Here is a 16,723-nt window from a genome sequence, read left to right as displayed (position 1 = left end):
GTCCTAAAGGTCGTTGTCCGTGGATTGTTCGACGCTACTTGATGGCGCCCTGGGTCAGGCCCGACATCACCCAGCGCTGCGCGAGCACATAGACGAGGATGGCCGGCGCCATCGCCATCAGGTAGGACGCGAAGCTCACGTTGTAGCTGTTGCTGAACTGGGTCTGGAAGATGCTGTTTACCACCGGGATGGTCTGCCACTCGGCGTTGGAGATGATCAGCGACGGCATCATGAAGTCGTTCCAGGAGCGCAGGAAGGCGAAGATGCCGACGGTGGCGGCCATGGGAGACAGGAGCGGGAAGATCAGCTTCCAGAAGGTCTGCCAGGTGCTGGCGCCGTCCATTCGCATCGACTCCTCCAGTTCGAGGGGGATCGATCGCAGGAAGGTGGTGAACAGCAAGGTGTTGAACGCGAGGCTGAACACGATGTGCAAGATGATGACGCCGCCGAAGTTGTCGAGCCCCAGGATGCCCGTGAGTCGCACCTGCGGCAACGCGACCACGGGGAAGGGGATGAACATGGCCGCGAGCAGGTAGAAGAACGAGTAGCGGAAGAAGCGACGCTCCCAGTTGCGCACGATGGCATACGACGCCATCGCCGAGACGAGGATCGCGCCGGTCACGGTGACGAGGGTGACGACGGTCGAGACGAAGAATGCCTGCGGGAAGTTGGTCAGGCTCCAGGCCTCAGCGAAGCCGCTGGTGCTGAAGGGGTTCGGCAGGGTGAAGGCGTTGCCGTCGACTGCCTGCTGGGTGGTCTTGAAGGCCATGGAGACGGTGACGTAGAGCGGGACGAGGACTGTCAGGGAGGCGAAGAGCAGCAGGATGGTGGCGGGCCAATTGGTCCGTTCCTGGCCCACCTTGCCGCGCTTGGCAGGGGTGGTGGATGGCATGACGATGGCGGTGCTCATGATGCGGCCTTGGTCCTTCCCTGCGTCACTCGCAGCTGGATCAGTGCGATCACGATCGTGATCACGAAGAAGACGGCGGCATTGGCCATCTGATATGCGTAGTCGCCGCCCTGGAAGCCGCGCAGGATCGTGAAGGCGACGGAGCGGGTGGCGGTGCCGGGGCCGCCGTCGGTGAGGGCGACGATCTGGTCGTAGACGCCCAGGTAGTCCTTGAAGCCGACGATGACGTTGATGCCGACATAGCCAGCCACCAGCGGCAGCGTGATGTGCCACAGGGTTTTGGCCGGGCTTGCGCCGTCGATGGAGCTGGCCTCGTAGACCTCCCCTGGCACGGTCATGAAGCCCGCGATGTAGATCAGCATCGCGCTGGGGATGGAACCCCAGGTGCACACCAGGACGATCGCCAGCCAGGCCCAGCTCTCGTTGGCCAGCAGGCTCGACGACAGGGTCTCGAGTCCCAGCGCCTGGCCGAGCTCTGGCAGCGAGTTGCTGAAGAGGAAGCGGAAGACGTAGGAGTAGATGATGGCCGAGATCACCATCGGGATCACGAAGATCGCCCGGAGCGGATTCGTCAGCTTGATCTTCGACGTGAGGCCGAGCGCAAGGAAGAAGGCGATGACGTTGACGAGGACGACGGTGGAGATCGCGAAGAGGAAGGTGAAGGCATACGAGGAGACGATGTTCTCGTCCTGGAACAGCGCGATGTAGTTGCGTGCGCCGATCCAGTCGAAGTCGCCGAACCCCATCGAGTTGGTGAAGCTCATCACGAATCCCTCGATGGCGGGGTAGGTGATGAACAGGGTGAAGACGGCGATGATGGGCACCAGGAAGACCCAGTAGATCGGCTCGACGGGGCGGCGGTGGCGCGACTTCTGCGGGGCTGTGGCCCGGTGCTGAGTGGTTGCAGACATCTGTGTGGCTCCTTTTCTCAGGCGCGGAAGGCGAGTCGGGCCCAGTCGCGGTCGAGCTGCGCGAGCAGTGGCTCGGGTGCAGCGCCGAGGGCGATCGACTGGATGTAGTTGGCGGCCGGGATCGTGTTGGGGATGAACTGCGATGCCCCCATGTAGAACGCGCCCGAGTCGTAGAACGGGGTCAGCTCCGTGATTCGCGGATCCGTCGGCGCAGGCGCGTCGATCGTGGTGCCAAATCCCATGAATGCGGCGTTGTAGGGGTCTTGGATCTCCGGGCGCATCAGGTACTGGAGGAAGGCGCGCGCGCCCTCCTTCGCGTCGGACTTCTCCGGCACCCACAACGACAGGTCGATGTTGACCCTGACCTTGAGGTCGTCTGCACTGTCCGTGGCGGGCAGCGGGAAGGTGCCAAGGTCCTGGTCGGGATTGACCTTCGCGAACTCGCTGAAGGCCCACGGCCCCTGGAGGATCATGGCCGCGCCGTCGTTACCGAAGGCGGTGTTGCCGTCGCCGTACCCGCGGCTGGCGGCGTCCGGGTTCGTGTACTTCGTGAGCTCGATCATCTTCCTGGTCGGCTCGAGCATCACCGAGGAGAACGACACTTCGGACTCGGGCGTGACGTCTGCGCCGGCCTCGTTCATGGCCCGGTAGAACTCGGTGACGTCGACCATGCCGCCGATCGGGTAGTCCCACCAGCCCTGCATGATGGTCCACGGGTCGACGAAGGTGCCGAAGAACGGAAGCACCCCGTTCGCCTTGAGGGTCTCGCAGACCTCGATGAGGGCGTCCCAGGTGGTGGGCACCTCGACGTTGTTGGCCTCGAAGATCCGCTTGTTGTAGATGACGCCGGCGGCCATCGCGGAGTAGGGGAGCACGCTCACCCGATCCCCGTATTGCGGGTAGGCGTGTGAGAGTTCCACGATGTCTGGTCGGATCGTCGCGGCCTCAGGCAGGTCGGAGAGGTCGGAGAGCGCCCCGCGCTCCATGAAGCGGGCCATCTCCAGGTTGTAGTTCAGCATCCCGAGATCGGGTGGGTTGCTGCGCACGAAGCTGGCCGAGAGGTTTGTGGAGAGGTCGTGCAGGATGCGGTACTCGCTCTGGGACGCCGTGAACTGCGCGGCGAGGTCGCGGAAGTGGGGCACCGCCTCGGGTTTGGACTGGTAGAAGGTGACCAGTTGCGCGGCGTCGGAGGAGCAGCCCGCGAGCCAGGGGGTGGCGCTCGCGGCACCGACAGCGCCGAGGGCCTGGAGGAACCCGCGGCGGGAGGGTTTCCAATGCTTCGGCACGCGGGCGGGGTTGCGCCCGTCGGGTGGGTTGACTGAAGGCACGTCGTTGTCCTTTGTTGGTTGCGTTCAGGAGACTTGGTTCAGCGACTAGATTGGATAGCTGAAGAAACTCTGACTCGGATATAGTGCCTCAAGTTCGGGCACGACGTCAAGGGGGTTCGCGACATGGTTCTGGCAGAGAGGAACACCCGGCATCGCGCGAGCACCGAAGCGGTCCTCGGGTTCGCGTGGGATGCCGAGGCGTTTCGCGCCGACGACGTCATCGCCGCGTTGGGGGTGACGAGATCCACGACGCTGGCCGCGCTCGATACGCTGATCGAGGTGGGCCTGATTCGTGAGCTGCCCAGCGCCGGTGCCGAGGAGGGGTACCGGATGGGTCGCCCTGCCCGTCGGTTCGAGCTCAATGATGGGGCGGGGGTAGTCGTCGGCCTCGACGCCGGTAATCGTCGGTTCAGGGCGATCGTGGCGGACCTTTCGGGTCGCGCATTGGCCGAGGAGCACCTGGATGTGCGGGGCTTTCACGACGCGGCTGAAGTTCCCTACCCGGATCGCGACCCGGAGGAGCGCCGGGTGGCTGCCTTCGCCGTGATCGACGCCGCGCTTTCCCGGGCGGGGGTCGCGCGAGGCGCGGTCGTCGGCGTTGGGGTTGCGGTCCCTGCCCCGGTCGACGCCGAAGGTTTCTCGCCCATGCACCCGCGTGGGTTCTGGCAGTACATGAACGCGGATCTGCAGGCGGCGCTGGCCGTGGAGTTTCCAGGCGTCCGGGTGGAGAATGACGCAGCTCTCGCGGCCGTCGCAGAGAGGGGCCTCGGCGAGGCGCAAGGCTGCGACGACTTCGTCGCGATGCTCGTCGGTCGACGGCTCGGCTCCGGTGTCTACCTGGACGGTCGGCTGATCCGGGGAGCCCGGGGAGGCGTGGGAGAACTTGAAGGACTCGCCTATGTCGCCGATGTGGGCGGCACCTGGGGCATGGGGGACCTGGCCGAAAAATGGGCCCGCGAGAGACTTGAGAGCGGGCTGATCCCTACCGGGCATCCATGGGGGAGCCCGATGCCGTCCGCCGAAGAACTGCTTGCACAGGCCAGTCTCTCCGATCCTGTGACGCGGCCTCTGCTGGAGGAGCTGGGGCTGCGGCTCGGGCGGATCTGCAGCGTCGTGGCCCGGTTCTACGATCCGGCCCGCATCGTCGTCTGCGGTGCGGTGGCGGGTGCTCTTGGTGAGGTGATCGCGATCGCCAGGGCCGAGGTGCGGCGGTCGGCCGAGTTGCCCCCGCCCGAGATCGTGACCTCCCGGCTGGGTGGCGACGTCGTCTCGCTTGGTGCGGTCCTGGCGGCCCGCGAGAGGGCGCGGGGCCTGGTGTCGCCGCTGCTGTCCGACCGTCAGGCGCGTGGTCCCGAGGATGATTCGGCAAGGTCTTCTTGACACCGTCGTACCCGCTGTTACTCTTGACCAAGACAGTTGATTTGCGCATCGAAAATAGTCCGGGAAGTCCCTCGGGTGGGCGCCTCAACTCACGGTCCGGGAAGGACAGGCGACCCAATGACGCTCTCCTCACACGATGTCTTCAATGCCCCCGATTGGTGGCGTCAGGCTGTCGTCTACCAGATTTATCCACGCAGCTTCGCGGACGCCAACGGCGACGGCATCGGTGATCTGGTTGGCATCACCTCGCGGGTCGGATACCTCAAGGAGCTCGGCGTCGACGCCGTGTGGCTGAGCCCGTTCTACCCGTCGGCGCTGGCCGACGGCGGCTATGACGTCGACGACTACCGCGACGTCGACCCGAAGATCGGCACGCTCGACGAGTTCGACGAGATGGTCGCGGCGCTGCACGCGGCCCAGATCAAGGTCGTGGTCGACATCGTCCCCAATCACTCGTCGAACCGGCACGAGTGGTTCAAGGCCGCCGTCGCCGCGGGCAAGGGGTCGCCCGAGCGTGAGCGCTACATCTTCCGTGACGGCAAGGGCGAGGCAGGAGAGCTGCCCCCCAACGCCTGGCCGTCGGGCTTCGGCGGCCCCGCATGGGAGCAGGTCATCGAACCGGACGGCAGCCAGGGCCAGTGGTACCTGCACCTCTTCGCGAAGGAACAACCCGACTTCAACTGGGACCACCCTGACGTGCACGCCGACTTCCTGAAGACCCTGCGCTTCTGGAGCGACCGGGGTGTCGACGGGTTCCGTGTCGATGTGGCCCACGGCCTCAAGAAGAACCTGGATCCCGCGTTCGACGCGATCGCACGCATCCTCGAAGGAACCGACCTGTTCGGCGACGGCCAGCACCCACTTTGGGACCGCGACGAGGTGCACGAAGTGTACGCCGAGTGGCGTGCCGTGTTCAACGAGTACGACCCGCCGCGCACGGCCGTCGCCGAGGCTTGGGTCGCGCCGCACCGGCAGGCGCGCTACTCATCGCCGGAGGGGCTCGGGCAGACGTTCAACTTCGACCTGCTGCGGGCGCGCTTCGAATCCGATCACTTCTACGAGATCATCGACCGAAACCTGCGGGCGGCCGCCGAGATCGGTGGGTCGACGACCTGGGTGTTTTCCAACCATGACGTCGTGCGTCACGCCACTCGCTACGGGCTCGACGGGGAGGGAATGTCGGCCGCAGCCCCCGGCGGTGGCGCGACCATGGGAGGCAACGACGGCAAGCGGTGGCTGCTCGACGGCGGCGACCCGGCCGACGTCGACCAGGCCAAGGGCCTGCGTCGGGCGCGCGCCGCGACGCTGTTCATGCTCGCGCTGCCGGGGTCGGCCTACCTGTACCAGGGCGAAGAGCTGGGGCTTCAGGAGGTCGGCCAGATTCCGGACGAGGCCCGTCAGGACCCGGCGTTCTTCCGGAGCGAGGGCCGCGAGATCGGCCGCGACGGGTGTCGCGTCCCGCTGCCTTGGACGAGGGAGGGCGGCTCGTTCGGGTTCGGTCCCGGAGGTGCGCACCTGCCGCAGCCGGCCTGGCTCGGCGACTTCGCCGTCGACGTGGAGGAGGGCGATCCCGGGTCGACCCTGACCCTGTATCGCCAGGCACTGGCGCTGCGCCACGAACTGGAGTGTGCAGAAAGCCTCACCTGGTTCGAGCAGACGGCTACGACGCTCGGATTCGAGCGGCCGAACGGATGGTGTGCGGTGATGAACTTCGGCACCGAGCCGGTCGAACTGCCCGAAGGTACGGTGCTGGTCTCCAGCGGCCCGTTGACCGAAGGCCAGCTGCCTGGGGAGACCACGGTCTGGGTCCGGCGCTGAGCGGTTGCGCTGAGCAAGTAGTTGCCGAAACGTTCCTAAGCTGAACGTTTCGCGCGGGCGACCCGCAGTCGTCTGGCGGCGCGCTGTGCGTTGATCATCCGCGGAAGGACGAGGTTCGCGGACGAGCGTTCGCTCAGCCGTCGGTCCAGTTGCCTGAGGTTTCGGTTCGTGTTCTGCGCCATGCGGTCAGCGTAACGGCGGGGAAGGGGTGACACGCCGCACGGTCGCGCATTGGGATTGACCGCTAGCGCGTCGGTTGAGCCGGGCCGTGAGGAACGAACGGCCCGTGTCGAAACCATCTGGCACACGGTGCAGGAACCGGAGCACAGGTCCCTGGACAAGGTCCACGGTGGATTCGTCACGCCTTGCTCGTTCCTCGCAAGGCGGCTCAACCAGCGCGTCGGTTGAGCCGACGGCTCAACGCGGCGCTTCGCGCTGGGGGCCGGGCTCAACGGGGGGCGCGTCTCGCTGTTCCCCGGGCCCGATCGTTCTGCGCGGGGCGCCCAAGAGGCGGGCACGCAGCGCCCGCTCCTTGTCGACGAGACCCGACACACCGTCTCTCCCGAAGTCCCTCGGCGGCTGCTCGCTCATCGACCCAGGCTAGCCGTTGTGCCCGACCCAGTGGCACAGCCAGCCTTTGGCGGTAGGCCACAACGGTGCCCGAGCCAGCGCGCGTCACAAGGGTGGCCACGCTAGGTTTGGAGGATGCCTGAGGGACACGTCATCCACCGCCTTGCCGCCGCGTTGACCGACACGTTCGGCGGACGGGCGGTATCCGTCACCTCCCCGCAGCGGCGCTTCGACACCAGCCTGCTTGACGGCACCGTGCTTGAGCGCGGCGAGGCCGTCGGCAAGCACCTCTTCGTCGACTTCGCCAACGCCCGTGTGGTCCACATCCACCTGGGGCTCATCGGGAAACTCGGATTCGCGGACTACGCCGAGCCCTGGGGTCAGGTGCGGCTGAGGATCACCGACGGCGTCACCGCCGCGGATCTGCGCGGCCCGCAGTGGTGTCGCCTCCTCACACCCGGCGAGAGGGACGCGGTGATCGACGCCAGTGGACCCGACCCCCTCCGTCCGGACGCCGACCCAGCACGCGGCTACGCCCGCCTCAAGCGTTCCGGCAAGTCGATAGCTGCGCTGCTGATGGACCAGAGGGTCGCAGCCGGGGTGGGCAACATCTTCCGTGCCGAGGTGCTCTTCAGACACCGGATCAACCCGATGACCCCAGGACGCGACATCGATCCGCGCACCTGGCGCATCGTCTGGGACGACCTCGTCAACCTCATGGGACATGGCGTCGTCCATGGACGGATCGACACGGTTCTCGATGTCCACGGCCCAGAGGCGCAGGGCCGCCCGGCCCGCGTCGACCGGCACGGCGGCGAGGTCTACGTCTATCGCAGAGCGGATCAGCCATGCCTGGTGTGTGGAACGCCGGTGCGCTGCGCCACGCTCGAGGGCCGCAACCTGTACTGGTGCCCGCGCTGTCAACGCAGGAAGTCTGCCGCACGCCCGTAGGTAGGGTGGTTTGATGACTTGGAGCAACTATCGAGCCATCCTGTTCGACCTCGACGGTGTGATCACGCCGACGGCTGAGGTACACATGCGGGCCTGGCGGCAGGTGTTCGAGCCCTTCCTCACAGGGCTACCCGACCAGGAGCCCTACACCGAGCACGACTATTTCACCCACATCGACGGCAAGGCCCGCATCGACGGGGTGCGCGATCTCCTGGCCTCCAGGGGACTCGTGCTGCCGGAGGGATCGCCGGACGACGACCCCGCGTCCGAAACGGTCGTCTCCCTCGGCAACCGAAAGAACCAGGCGTTCAGGCAGATCATCACCGATGAGAGGATCCGGCCCTATCCGGGCTCCGAGGAGTTGGTCCGCGAACTCGCCGCGGCAGGGTTCCGGTTGGCGATCGTGTCGTCGTCGCGCAACGCCAGAGTCGTGCTCGAGTCGACCGGTTTGGCCGACCTGTTCGAGGTAGTGGTTGACGGCGAAGTCGTGGCCCACGACGACATCGAGGGCAAGCCGGCGCCCGACGCCTTCAAACATGCGGCCGCGCTGCTGGGTGTACCCGAGAACGTGTGCGTGGTTGTCGAGGACGCGACCGTGGGTGTCGAGGCTGGGGCGGCAGGCGGTTTCGGTCTCGTCATCGGGGTGGACCGGGGAACGGGCGCCGACGCGCTACTGGCGGCAGGCGCCGATCTCGTGGTCACGGACCTCTCCGAGTTGGTGGGCGCATGATCCGCGATATCGCTTCCGACCCGCTGGACAGGACCAGGTTCCCGGTCAAGGGGTGGAGCCTCACCGAGGTGGAGGGCAGTGACGCCGATGTCGGTGCCACCGAGAGCCTCTTCGCGGTGGGCAACGGTTACCTCGGAATGCGGGGCAACCCGGAAGAGGGTCGCACCGCGTTCGCGCATGGCACCTTCATCAACGGATTCCACGAGACCTGGCCGATAAATCACGCGGAGGAGGCGTTCGGCTTTGCTCGCACGGGGCAGACGATCGTCAACGTGCCGGACGCGAAGATCCTGAAGCTCTATGTCGACGACGAACCGCTGACCCTCTCGGTGGCGGACCTGGATTCCTACGAGCGCTCGTTGGACTTTCGCTCGGGCACCCTCACCCGCACCATGGTGTGGCGCACCCCGGCTGGCAAACGCGTGCGAATCCGCAGCTCCCGGATGGTCTCGTTCACCGACCGGCACCTCGCCTTGATGGAATTGGAGGTGACGATGCTTGAAGGCGATGCCCCGGTGGTGATCAGCTCACAGCTCATCAACCGCGCCGACGGTCTCACCGACCAGCCAGACGACGACGAGGAGGGGTTCGATCCCCGCAGGGCGGCCAGCCAGGGCGTCCGTATCCTTCAGCCGGAGCAACACTGGTGTGAGGGTGGCCGGATGCTGCTCGGGTACCGGACGACGCAGTCCCGGATGTCGCTTGCCGTTGCGGCCGACCATGAGATCGAGACGGAGAACCCGGTGGAAACCATCGTCAGGATCGAACCCGACCGTGGCAAGCAGGTATATCGCGTCCAGGCGGTGGAAGGGGAACCGATCAGGGTGCGCAAGGCGGTGGCCTACCACACCTCGCGGAGTGTTCCGGTGGGGGAGTTGGGGGACAGGTGCAAGCGGACCCTCGACCGCGTCCGCGGGTTCGGGTTCGAGCACTACCTCGAAACACAGCGTTCCTGGCTCGATGGGTTCTGGGCGAACAGCGATGTCGTGATCGAGGGCCAACCTGCGACCCAGCAGGCGGTTCGATGGTCCTTGTTCCAGTTGGCTCAGGCGACCGCGCGCAGCGACCAGCAGGGGATTGCGGCCAAAGGGGTTACCGGCTCCGGGTACGAGGGCCACTACTTCTGGGACATCGAGATCTACCTCGTTCCCTTCCTGATCTACACCTCGCCGCAGGTAGCGAGAAATGTGCTTCGGTACCGCACCAGCCTGCTTCCGCAGGCGCGCGCACGGGCAGCGGTGATGTCGCAACGCGGCGCGCTCTTCCCGTGGCGGACCATCAACGGCGAGGAGGCGTCTGCCTACTATGCGGCGGGCACCGCCCAATACCACATCGACGCCGACGTGGCCTTCGCATTCGACAAGTACCGGGACATCACCGGCGACCGGGATTTCATGTACCGCGAAGGCGTCGCCGTCCTGGTGGAGACTGCCAGATTGTGGGCAGACCTCGGGTTCTGGCGGCAGGACGCCGATGGCGGACCGAGATTCCACATCCACGGGGTAACTGGGCCGGATGAGTACACCGCCGTGGTGAACAACAACATGTTCACCAACGTGATGGCGAGGGCAAATCTGCGCTCGGCGGCCAGCCTCCTGAAGGAGATGCGTACCACCGACCCAGCGTCCTACGAGAGGGCCTGCAGGTCGTTGCAGTTGCGGCCCGAGGAAATCGGTGACTGGGAGGAGTCGGCCGACAAGATGGTGGTGCTGTTCGACGAGACGTTCGGTATCCATCCACAGGATGAGAAGTTCCTGAGCTCTGAAATGTGGGATCTCGAGAACACCCCCGACGGCAAGCGTCCGCTGTTGCTCCACTATCATCCCCTTGTCATCTACCGGTTCCAGGTGGTCAAGCAGGCAGATGTCGTGTTGGCGCTGCTGTTGCAGGGCCACGAGTTCTCCTACCAGGAGAAGCGGGCCGACTTCGAGTACTACGACCCGATCACCACCGGGGATTCCTCCCTTTCGGGCGCGGTTCAGTCGATCATCGCTGCGGAGGTGGGCTATCAGGACATGGCGATGAAGTACTTCCTCAACGGCCTCTACGTGGACCTGGGGGATCTGCACAGCAACGCCCGGGACGGCGTCCACGTGGCAGCGGCGGGTGGCGTCTGGGCCTCACTGATCTACGGCTTCGCGGGTCTGCGCGATCACGACGGCGAGATCAGTTTCGATCCTCGGCTGCCAGCGGATTGGGACGCGATGACGTTTCCGCTGCAGGTGCGCGGATCCCGGCTGCGGGTCCGTCTGGAGCCGTCGTCCATCGGCTTCTCCTTGGAGGTTGGAGAGCCGGTGGGAGTAACGGTGCGGGGAGAGCGTGTCGTGGTCGAAGGCGAGGGCCCCGTCAACGTGCAACTCGATGGGCAAGGGGAGAGGTTGGAGTCTTTGAAGGGGAGTCACCCGATCGTCGGGCTGCGCAGGGCCGACGGCTCCGTCGTGAGGTCGGTGCTACCCGAGGTATGACCGGTCGTGGAGCTCCGGCACGATCCGGCGAACCGGGTGCGGCCGCATTAGTCTGGCCAGATGAACTGGGGCAGGTTCCAGGGTTGGTTGTTCGACCTCGACGGTGTGATCACACCGACCGCCGAGGCGCACATGCGCGCCTGGCGTGAGACTTTTGCCCCCTTCCTGGCGTCGATCCCCGGCCAGCGTCTCTACGGCACGGGGGACTATTTCGCCCATCTCGACGGCAAGCTGCGCCTCAATGCCGTTCGTGACCTTCTCGCCTCCCGCGGGATCTTTCTACCCGAGGGTGAGCCCGACGATGATCCGTCGGCTGACACCATAAACGGGCTAGGGAACCGCAAGAATCAGCTTTTCGGCGCAATCGTGCGGGGCGGCGGCGTGCGCGCCTATCCGGGGTCGGAGGTTCTCGTGCGTCAGCTGGCAGATGGTGGCAGGCTGCTCGCAGCTGTCTCATCGTCAAGGAACGCAGAGTCGGTGATCCGCTCGACTGGGCTCAGGGACTTTTTCAACGTGGTGGTCGACGGCCAGATGGTCGCTGAGCGACACCTGGCGGGAAAGCCTGCCCCTGACATGTTCTTTCAGGCGGCGGAACTGCTAGGGGTACCAGCACAGCAGTGCGTGGTGTTCGAGGATGCCGTCGTCGGCGTCGAGGCAGGGGCGGCCGGGGGGTTCGGCCTTGTCGTCGGCATCGACCGGGGAATCGGGGCCGGGCGACTGCGCAGGGCCGGAGCGGATCTGGTGCTGCGGGATCTTGCGGAGGTGTCGCTGTCTTGAGCCAAGTGACACGAGGCTCCTCCGGGCCCCCGATAGGCTGGCCGGAGAACGAAGGGTCGTCAGGTGGAGGTCTCCATGGCTGGACAGAGCCCCGAGGGGCACATCCATGAGCATTGAGCTGGTGGGCTCGGTCTCCGAGCATTTCGAATCCCGGCTGCTGCCCGACGGGATTGAGATCACCGGGTCGGGGCGGCTGCACAAGCTCGCCATCACCTTCCCAGGTTGGCTGACGCCACGGGTGGCGGGTGAGTCCGTCGGCGTCGACATCGAGCACGAGGAAGGCGTCACAGCGAGGGTGAGGTTTCGGTCTGGCCAGCGGCTCCGCGTCGAGATCTCGGTCGAGTCGGACAGCGACGACCTGGTGGTGGTGCCCGGCCCTGTGATGGCGGTCAGCGGCCCGCGACCCGCGGTCTCCTGGTTCGCGGGCGCGTCGGGTGAGATCGTACTTCCGTCTGAGGAGGGGCCCGGCCTGCTTACCCAGCGGCGTGGGCTCTCTACACCGGGCGAAGGCTCCGGGGTCGGCTATCCGCTGGAGGCGGAGTTGACGCTGCGGGCGCGACATACGCTGAGCGCTGCCTGGACCTACGAGGCGTATCAGGGCGACCTGCTCGACGTGCCGTCCGAACCGTCCTGGCTACCGTGGGTCAGATACGTCGAGCGGGGCTACGCCGTCGAGGTCGTGGCGCCGGACGGTGTCGTGACCGTCGAAGATCGCACCCGAGTCGAGGAGGTCGACGACGAGTTCGAGGTTTACCCGCCGGAAGGGCTCACCACCGTCGGGCTCTGGGGGCCTGGTGGCCAGACCCTGTTCGAGGTCGGTTCCTACCGTCCGCTCTCCGGGCTCCGGGCCATGCTGGTCAGGGAACAGAGCAATGACGACGCCTGGTGTTACGTGGCGCTGAGGCATCTGCTCGAGACTTCGGTCGATGACCGGATTCTGGACCGCGTCGACTTCCTTCTGGGGGGTATGGAGGAGTCTCCGACGGCGTGGTCGGCGGTAGCGTGTCATCTGGCCACCCGGTTGGGGTTGCCGCTCGCCGAGCAGGCCCGGGAGTCTGCCACCACGGTTCTGTCTCGGGGGCTCGTCGACGACGTGTTACTGCTTGCCGTCCACCAGGTGGCGCCGGTCGATCTAGCGGCGGGAGCCTGGCCGGTCGGCGATTTCGACCGGCTCGGAGTGGAGGCGGTCGCGGCCCTCGGGTATGGCAGGATCTCGACCGACGAAAGGGTCGAGCGGGGCCGCGACGTCGCCGTCGCCAAGTTGTTCGCCGCAGGGCTCGGGGAGTCCGAGCGGGGGCTGCACGCGGCTGCGTGCGCCCAGGTCGCCGAGGCGAGGAAGTTGTCGGCGCTGTCGGTGCGGCCGAACTCGAACGATGTCGCCTGGCTGTCGGTCCCGTAGGGATGTGCGCGTTGCGTGAACCTCCCAGCAGGCCCTGCTAGGGGAGCCGTGGCCGCGGTCGCTGGCCTTCTGAAAATCGACCAGTGGTCGATTCTGGTGTGTCTCGTGTCGAGTATCGGCCTCTGCCTGTGCCCCGGGCCTCTTGACTGCCCCTACAGGTGCTGCCCGGGCAGTCGCTGGCCGCGACCACCTGACCTGGCCGACAACGGCGACGGGAAGGGCTCCAAGCACGGGGTCCTGATGGTCGCTGCAGCCTGCCCTGTCACTTACCCGAATGCGAGTCGTAGGTCGTTCTTGAACCGGTCCCAGTTCACGCTCTCGCGGGGCTCGACGAATCCAACCGGGGTGCGGAGGATGCCCAGCGCCCATGCCATGTCGTAGAGACCGTCGTCGCGGAGACGCTCACACATGATTGCCATTCGATCCAGATAGGTGGCCTGATTGAAGACTGGGTCGGGGGTGCCGACTCTGCTGGTGACACCAACCGGCCTCGTGACCTCCGGGGTCACCTCCATAAGAAAGACGTAGCCACGCTTCAAGCCAGTTGGCAGCAAGCCGTGCTCCTGGGCACGCCGCAGGTCCTGTGCAGCACCAATCACTTCGTCGGCACGGTTGTTGAGGTTCTTACCTTCTGAGCCCGTCATGCTCTTGTACTCCAGCGCGAGCACCGGGCGCCTCTCTACAGTTACGAGCAGATCCCAGTTTTTCGAGGCCCGGTAGTAGCCAGGGACGGTTGCGCCCCGGTCGAACCAGGCGTCGAGACCTGGCAGGCCGAGGGACTCGAGTTCATCCATGAGAAGGGTGTTGATTCCTGCCAGGTGTCTTCCTCCGGTGACCGCGGCCCTGGTGCCGCCTTGCGCCGTGCCTGCGGCCTCCGACTGGGTCTGCTGTTCCAGCTTGGTCTTGACCCAGAAGTCGACGGCTTCGGTGATGCGATTCCGGTCCGCTTCGTCCATGGCCTGAACCCTACAGAGTGGGGAACGTCCGCCAGGCGGCGGCGCTGGCCCTCGCGCGATCGTGGGCACGGAACGCCTTGGCCAGATCTGCCGCAACGGACGCCGGAACTTCACTTGGCCTTGGAATGCGAACCATTCGCAGAACTGTCGGCTGGAACCTTAGGGTGCCGCCTCGCATCCGCACACAGTGAGCTGCGACCTGACGCTCGACGGGCTCGGACAGCAGCAGGCCACCCAGTACATCCAAGTCCCACCCGTGGCTCATGAACCAAGTGAGCCCGTGGTGCGGATAGAAGCCCGCTGGCACCCGCACAGGGTGGGCGTGCAGCTTCATGTCCTGCATCACCAGCAAGTCGCATTCGAGTAGGGCCGGATTGAAGCTGTCGATGGTGCGCCACCAGTTCGCCGCACGCTTGGCGACGTTGCGGCTGCGAAGCTGCTCACCGTGGCGCTCGTAGTAGTGGTGCAATTTCGGGTATTCGGAGATGTTGACCAACGACCTGCCTTGCCACGGGCTGACCAGATGCTCGCCGGTCCAGTTGAAGGTCGGTCCTTTGATCGCGGCGGGCGTGACCATTGGGACCAGTCGGTCGCCTTCGACATCGGCGTCGCGCTGAATGTAGATCTTGTCTGCGCCGGTAGCGATACCGATGCCCAGCGTGACCCCTGCTTGTTCAATCAGCGGGAACCGGGCGAGGTCGGCCAGCCATGCCAATTCGTCTGGGGTGCCGTCAGGCCAGACAGCGCTGGTGGTGTGCCAGTGGTCCATCCGGGCGGTTGCGGCGTCGGTGCCGTAGTAGCCGTCTTCGTGCGTGTCGCGCCAGCTCAGGTAGTGGCGGGCGGCGGCGTCGCCGAAGGTATCGGAGGCGTTGGCGACATTGACCTGACCTTGCTTGCCCGCCCGGATGTTGACGATGGCCGGGTAGGCGGAAACCTTGTCATCGAAGGCGTCGGCCTCATGCATGACTAGAACGTCGTCCACGGCGAAGTCACGCACAACCTTGGCTCGGAGGTCTTTGCCGTAGCCGTTGCGCATCCAGCGGTCGGCGCAGATATAGATGAGTCTGCCGCCCGGCTTCAACAGGTCCAGCCCGCGCTCGAAGAATCCGACGAAGATGTCTGCGCGGCGGCTCATGGTCGGGCAGTAGTGGCGGTAGGCCGCCAGGAGCGTCGGGTCGAGGTTGTCAGCTCTGATGTATGGCGGGTTCCCAATCACAAGGTCGGCCTCCGGCACGTCCGTGAGCAGGAAGTCGGCGGTGTGGAACCACGCATCGACCAGCTCGTCTGCAATCGGACAGCCGGCGTTGACCAGAATCGAGCGGGACAGCGTCTTGCAGCTTTCGACGTGCTCAGAGCGTAGATCGTAGCCGCGCAGTGAGTCGAACATCGAAGTCCATGGCGCGCCGGATGCAGCCAGCCGCTCCACAATTGGCCCCACGAACGCGCCGGAACCGATGCTGGGCTCCACAACGCTCTTCGACACTTCGCCGTTGTAGCGGGCAAGGTCGAGCATCATGTCTACCACCCAACGGCGTGTGAACACCTCGCCGGTCGTCGTCACTGTCACCGCGCACCTCCGTCCCAGACCCTACCCGCCTGGTGTGACGCGTCGTGAGTGCGTTTGTGTGGTGCCCCGATGCCCATTCGAGAACAGAGGCCGACTCGCTAGTGGTCGGGGCGACAGGACTCGAACCTGCGGTCTCCTGCTCCCAAAGCAGGCGCGCTAGCCACTACGCTACGCCCCGGCAAGGGCTTTCGCCCCTACTTTTCGCCAACCTAACCGGCCAACCTAACTAAGTTGTACGCGGGCCTGTACAGATGTGCGGTGCCAACACTACAGGTGAGAGCTTCTTGCTCCCAACTCGGAACGGCACATGCCCTCCCTCATGGGCTGCGGGGGCGGGAAGGGTGGTGTGGGCCCTCATTCAGCAGCCACTCGATGCCTTCCAGGGCTTCTCTCGAGAACGCGCCTCCCTGACGGCGGGAGCTCCGCCACGGTGGGTCCAGCCCTGCCTGACGGCTAGTGAGCCCTATCATCAAGGCGTGGTGGGCGAGATAGAGCAGGCGAACTCCGACGGCAGTTCTCTCATGCCCGTCTACGAGGCGAAGAATCACTCCACGTACCTCAATCGCCTTGAGGCTGCGCTCTCGCAGCCAGATGTTCGCAACATTGCCTTGACCGGCCCGTACGGGAGCGGCAAAAGCAGCATCTTGGCGGGGCTGCGCAAGAACCCCGAGTTCAAGGCTCGTATCGTGCAGGTCTCCCTGTCGAGCGTCGGTGTGAGGCCAACCAACGGGCAAGAGGGCAACGAGTCCGACGAGACAGAAAGCGCAGACAGTTCGCTGGGTGAAAAAAACGAACCAGATTCAGAAAGAGATCGTCAAGCAACTGCTCTACAGCCTGCCGGGCAGGGAGTTACCCAAATCTAGGTTTCGTCGCATCACGCCCTCACCCGGCCCAGTGTTCAGATCGGGCGCCGACAGCCCAGCTGGCAGCTCTCAAGCCGCCTCATGAAAGAGGGAGGATA

16 protein-coding genes and 1 tRNA gene are annotated in these 16,723 nt (G+C 65.5%); 9 read left to right on the top strand and 8 right to left on the bottom strand.

The window, feature by feature from the left end:
- Positions 1-34: 34 nt before the first annotated feature.
- From BUC15_RS02990 to BUC15_RS02980, 3 genes are read right to left on the bottom strand one after another with little or no spacing between them, the layout of a single operon-like run.
- The gene (locus BUC15_RS02990; protein WP_073186067.1) at positions 35-910 is read right to left on the bottom strand and encodes a carbohydrate ABC transporter permease; all 876 of its coding nucleotides are present in this window, start codon (positions 908-910) and stop codon (positions 35-37) included.
- On the bottom strand, positions 907-1,821 hold the full coding sequence (locus BUC15_RS02985; protein ID WP_073186066.1) for a carbohydrate ABC transporter permease: 915 nt from the start codon (positions 1,819-1,821) through the stop codon (positions 907-909). The genes BUC15_RS02990 and BUC15_RS02985 overlap by 4 nt, the downstream gene beginning before the upstream one ends.
- 17 nt (positions 1,822-1,838) lie before the next feature.
- Positions 1,839-3,149, bottom strand: a complete 1,311-nt coding sequence (locus BUC15_RS02980) for an ABC transporter substrate-binding protein (protein WP_217652091.1) — start codon at positions 3,147-3,149, stop codon at positions 1,839-1,841.
- 123 nt (positions 3,150-3,272) lie between these two features.
- On the opposite strand from BUC15_RS02980, the gene BUC15_RS02975 reads away from it, so the two are divergent.
- The gene (locus BUC15_RS02975) at positions 3,273-4,529 is read left to right on the top strand and encodes an ROK family protein (protein WP_084189313.1); all 1,257 of its coding nucleotides are present in this window, start codon (positions 3,273-3,275) and stop codon (positions 4,527-4,529) included.
- A 117-nt stretch (positions 4,530-4,646) separates the two neighbouring features.
- A complete protein-coding gene (locus tag BUC15_RS02970; protein WP_073186065.1) occupies positions 4,647-6,347 on the top strand; it encodes a glycoside hydrolase family 13 protein in 1,701 nt (566 codons plus the stop codon).
- 35 nt (positions 6,348-6,382) lie between these two features.
- On the opposite strand, the gene BUC15_RS19780 is transcribed toward BUC15_RS02970, so the two are convergent.
- Both BUC15_RS19780 and BUC15_RS19775 read right to left on the bottom strand, forming a co-directional pair.
- Positions 6,383-6,529 carry a hypothetical protein gene (locus BUC15_RS19780; protein ID WP_175558228.1) on the bottom strand — a complete coding sequence of 49 codons (147 nt, stop codon included), beginning with the start codon at positions 6,527-6,529 and terminating at the stop codon, positions 6,383-6,385.
- A gap of 235 nt (positions 6,530-6,764) precedes the next feature.
- Positions 6,765-6,938 (bottom strand): hypothetical protein, encoded by a 174-nt coding sequence (locus tag BUC15_RS19775; RefSeq protein ID WP_175558227.1) that lies wholly within the window; start codon positions 6,936-6,938, stop codon positions 6,765-6,767.
- 114 nt (positions 6,939-7,052) lie between these two features.
- On the opposite strand from BUC15_RS19775, the gene BUC15_RS02965 reads away from it, so the two are divergent.
- From BUC15_RS02965 to BUC15_RS02945, 5 genes are all read left to right on the top strand, one after another.
- The gene (locus tag BUC15_RS02965; protein ID WP_073186064.1) at positions 7,053-7,868 is read left to right on the top strand and encodes an Fpg/Nei family DNA glycosylase; all 816 of its coding nucleotides are present in this window, start codon (positions 7,053-7,055) and stop codon (positions 7,866-7,868) included.
- Positions 7,869-7,881: 13 nt separating this feature from the next.
- On the top strand, positions 7,882-8,598 hold the full coding sequence (locus tag BUC15_RS02960; protein ID WP_073186063.1) for an HAD family hydrolase: 717 nt from the start codon (positions 7,882-7,884) through the stop codon (positions 8,596-8,598).
- Positions 8,598-11,063 (top strand): glycoside hydrolase family 65 protein, encoded by a 2,466-nt coding sequence (locus BUC15_RS02955; protein ID WP_425443326.1) that lies wholly within the window; start codon positions 8,598-8,600, stop codon positions 11,061-11,063. Before BUC15_RS02960 ends, BUC15_RS02955 begins: the two co-directional genes overlap by 1 nt.
- 60 nt (positions 11,064-11,123) lie before the next feature.
- The gene (locus BUC15_RS02950; protein WP_073186061.1) at positions 11,124-11,840 is read left to right on the top strand and encodes an HAD family hydrolase; all 717 of its coding nucleotides are present in this window, start codon (positions 11,124-11,126) and stop codon (positions 11,838-11,840) included.
- 106 nt (positions 11,841-11,946) lie between these two features.
- On the top strand, positions 11,947-13,239 hold the full coding sequence (locus BUC15_RS02945) for a hypothetical protein (protein ID WP_073186060.1): 1,293 nt from the start codon (positions 11,947-11,949) through the stop codon (positions 13,237-13,239).
- Positions 13,240-13,505: 266 nt separating this feature from the next.
- Here the strand turns inward: BUC15_RS02945 and BUC15_RS02940 are convergent, their stop codons facing one another.
- From BUC15_RS02940 to BUC15_RS02930, 3 genes are all read right to left on the bottom strand, one after another.
- Entirely contained in the window at positions 13,506-14,195 is a 690-nt protein-coding gene (locus BUC15_RS02940; protein ID WP_073186059.1) for a PaeR7I family type II restriction endonuclease, read from the bottom strand.
- A 10-nt stretch (positions 14,196-14,205) separates the two neighbouring features.
- Entirely contained in the window at positions 14,206-15,762 is a 1,557-nt protein-coding gene (locus BUC15_RS02935) for an Eco57I restriction-modification methylase domain-containing protein (RefSeq protein WP_217652090.1), read from the bottom strand.
- Positions 15,763-15,864: 102 nt separating this feature from the next.
- A tRNA-Pro gene (locus BUC15_RS02930) sits at positions 15,865-15,940 on the bottom strand.
- Positions 15,941-16,238: 298 nt separating this feature from the next.
- Here BUC15_RS02930 and BUC15_RS02925 point away from each other — a divergent pair.
- Both BUC15_RS02925 and BUC15_RS21185 read left to right on the top strand, forming a co-directional pair.
- Entirely contained in the window at positions 16,239-16,625 is a 387-nt protein-coding gene (locus BUC15_RS02925) for a YobI family P-loop NTPase (protein ID WP_139280069.1), read from the top strand.
- Complete coding sequence (locus BUC15_RS21185) at positions 16,561-16,710, top strand: hypothetical protein (protein WP_425443325.1); 150 nt, start codon at positions 16,561-16,563, stop codon at positions 16,708-16,710. Before BUC15_RS02925 ends, BUC15_RS21185 begins: the two co-directional genes overlap by 65 nt.
- Positions 16,711-16,723: the final 13 nt, after the last annotated feature.

Origin of the sequence: Tessaracoccus bendigoensis DSM 12906, from assembly GCF_900141915.1 — a bacterium.
Lineage (GTDB): Bacteria > Actinomycetota > Actinomycetes > Propionibacteriales > Propionibacteriaceae > Arachnia > Arachnia bendigoensis.
The sequence above is the reverse complement of the archived record's forward strand: the minus strand, read 5'-3'. Positions and strand labels throughout refer to the sequence as shown.

Coding starts and splice junctions, on each gene's coding strand:
- BUC15_RS02990 (WP_073186067.1), bottom strand. CDS start 910: ATGAGCACCGCCATCGTCATGCCATCCACCACCCCTGCCAAGCGCGGC.
- BUC15_RS02985 (WP_073186066.1), bottom strand. CDS start 1,821: ATGTCTGCAACCACTCAGCACCGGGCCACAGCCCCGCAGAAGTCGCGC.
- BUC15_RS02975 (WP_084189313.1), top strand. CDS start 3,273: ATGGTTCTGGCAGAGAGGAACACCCGGCATCGCGCGAGCACCGAAGCG.
- BUC15_RS02970 (WP_073186065.1), top strand. CDS start 4,647: ATGACGCTCTCCTCACACGATGTCTTCAATGCCCCCGATTGGTGGCGT.
- BUC15_RS19780 (WP_175558228.1), bottom strand. CDS start 6,529: ATGGCGCAGAACACGAACCGAAACCTCAGGCAACTGGACCGACGGCTG.
- BUC15_RS19775 (WP_175558227.1), bottom strand. CDS start 6,938: ATGAGCGAGCAGCCGCCGAGGGACTTCGGGAGAGACGGTGTGTCGGGT.
- BUC15_RS02965 (WP_073186064.1), top strand. CDS start 7,053: ATGCCTGAGGGACACGTCATCCACCGCCTTGCCGCCGCGTTGACCGAC.
- BUC15_RS02960 (WP_073186063.1), top strand. CDS start 7,882: ATGACTTGGAGCAACTATCGAGCCATCCTGTTCGACCTCGACGGTGTG.
- BUC15_RS02950 (WP_073186061.1), top strand. CDS start 11,124: ATGAACTGGGGCAGGTTCCAGGGTTGGTTGTTCGACCTCGACGGTGTG.
- BUC15_RS02945 (WP_073186060.1), top strand. CDS start 11,947: ATGAGCATTGAGCTGGTGGGCTCGGTCTCCGAGCATTTCGAATCCCGG.
- BUC15_RS02940 (WP_073186059.1), bottom strand. CDS start 14,195: ATGGACGAAGCGGACCGGAATCGCATCACCGAAGCCGTCGACTTCTGG.